Below are 2,028 nucleotides of genomic sequence, written 5' to 3' on the forward strand. Positions count from 1 at the left end.
CGGCGCGCGCCGACGAGGGCGCGGCGGATGACGCGCTGAACGACGCGTCGCCGGCCGCCCGGGTGGCATCGCCGGCCGTGCCGGGGCCGACCGCGCCGACGAGCGCCACTGTCTACGGCGCGGAACCACCGGTGGACCTGCACAGCTCCACGTCCAGCCGGGACGACGCCGACGTTCCGCACGGGCTGCGGATCGCCGCCGCGTGGTGTTGGCGACTGATCGTGATCGGCGTGGTGGCCTGGGCCCTGCTGCGGATCGTCGGCACGATCAAGATCGTGATCATTCCGCTGGCCATCGCGCTGCTGCTCTCGGCGCTGCTCGCGCCGGCGGTGGGCTGGCTGCTGCGGATCCGGTTCCCCCGGTCGCTGGCGACCGCTGTGGTGCTGGTCGGCGGCCTGGCCGCGGTGATCGGCACGCTGACGCTGGTGGTCAACGAGTTCATTCGTGGCGTACCGGAGCTGAGCGAGAAGTCGTCGGAGGGTGTCCGGCAGATCCAGAACTGGCTGAAGACGGGGCCGCTGCACCTCTCGGACACTCAGCTCGACCGCTACATCGACGAGGCGCAGGCCTGGATCAACTCCAACACCTCCAATCTGACAAGTGGCGCCCTGAGCACCGCCGCGACGCTGGCCGAGGTGCTGACCGGCACGCTGCTGGTGCTCTTCGCGACGTTCTTCTTCCTGCGCGACGGCAACCGGATCTGGCGCTTCCTGGTCCGGCTGCTGCCGGTGGCCGCCCGGTGGAAGGTCGACGACGCGGGTCGTGCCTCCTGGCACACGCTCGGCGCCTACGTCCGCGCGACCGTGCTGGTCGCCTTCATCGACGCGGTCGGCATCGGCATCTTCCTGGTCGTCTTCGACATTCCGTTCGCCTTCCCGCTGGCCGCGCTGGTCTTCCTCGGCGCGTTCATCCCGATCGTCGGTGCGGCGCTCTCCGGCGGCGTGGCGGTGCTGGTGGCCCTCGTCGACAGCGGCCCGGTCACCGCGTTGATCATCCTTGGCGCGGTGATCGGCGTGCAGCAGATCGAGGGCCACGTGCTCCAGCCGTTGATCATGGGCCGGGCGGTCGCCCTCCACCCGCTCGCGGTGATCATCGGCATCGCCGCCGGTGTGGTGCTCGCCGGCATCACCGGCGCGCTGGTCTCCGTGCCGCTCATCGCGGTGCTGAACACCGCCGTCCGCAGGCTCGCCGCCCGGAGGGTCCCGGACACCCCGCCCGACGCCGTGGTGGTCGCCGCCCAGGCCCCCTAGCTCCGGGCGCGCCCGCGCCTTGTGCGCCCGGACCCGCTGGGTCACGCCGTCGACCGCCTGATCACGCACGAACATGGAAAAGAGTGGCCTCCCCTGTGCGGGAGGCCACTCTTTCCCTGTTGTAGCGCGATCTTGGCCGTGCGCCGTGCGCCGTGCGGCGGGGCGGCCCGGCGGAGGGCGGGGCGGCCCGGCGGAGGACGGCGGGGCCTGGCGGCGGGACGTGGCGCGAGGGGCGAGGGTGGACGCTGCGGGTCAGGACTTGGCCAGGCGCTCCAGGGCGCCGCGGGCCACCTCGGGGCGGGTCGTGTACCAGAACGGTGGCAGCGAGCGCCGCAGGAACGGCCCGTAGCCCCGGGCCGTCTCCAGCCGGGAGTCGAGCACCGCGACCACACCCTTGTCGCCGGTCGCCCGGATCAGCCGGCCGACGCCCTGCGCCAGCCGGACCGCCGCGATCGGCACGCTGACCGCCGCGAAGCCCGAACCGCCGCCCGCGTCCACCGCCGCCGCGCGGGCCGCCGCCAGTGGTTCGTCCGGGCGGGGGAAGGGCAGCCGGTCGATGACCACGAGCTGACAGGCGTCACCCGGCACGTCCACCCCCTGCCAGAGCGACATCACCCCGAACAGGCAGCTGGCGCGCTCCTCTCGGAAGCGACGCACCAGCAGCGGCAACGCCTCCTCGCCCTGGAGCAGCACCGGCAGGTCGGTCCGCGCGCGCAACAGCTCCGCCGCCTGCTGCGCGGCCCGCCGTGAGGAGAAGAGCCCGAGAGTCCGACCCCCG

Annotated in this window: 2 protein-coding genes; one reads left to right on the top strand and one right to left on the bottom strand. The window is 73.3% G+C overall.

From position 1 onward, the window contains the following. Positions 1-35 precede the first annotated feature (35 nt). Positions 36-1,250, top strand: a complete 1,215-nt coding sequence (locus KBX53_RS31115; protein WP_247676484.1) for an AI-2E family transporter — start codon at positions 36-38, stop codon at positions 1,248-1,250. A gap of 252 nt (positions 1,251-1,502) precedes the next feature. Here KBX53_RS31115 and KBX53_RS31120 read toward each other — a convergent pair. Next, on the bottom strand, positions 1,503-2,028 hold a 526-nt coding region (locus KBX53_RS31120), incomplete at its 5' end, for an ATP-dependent DNA helicase (RefSeq protein WP_305797991.1).

Origin of the sequence: Micromonospora sp. M51 (assembly GCF_018070305.1) — a bacterium.
Classification (GTDB): domain Bacteria; phylum Actinomycetota; class Actinomycetes; order Mycobacteriales; family Micromonosporaceae; genus Micromonospora; species Micromonospora parva.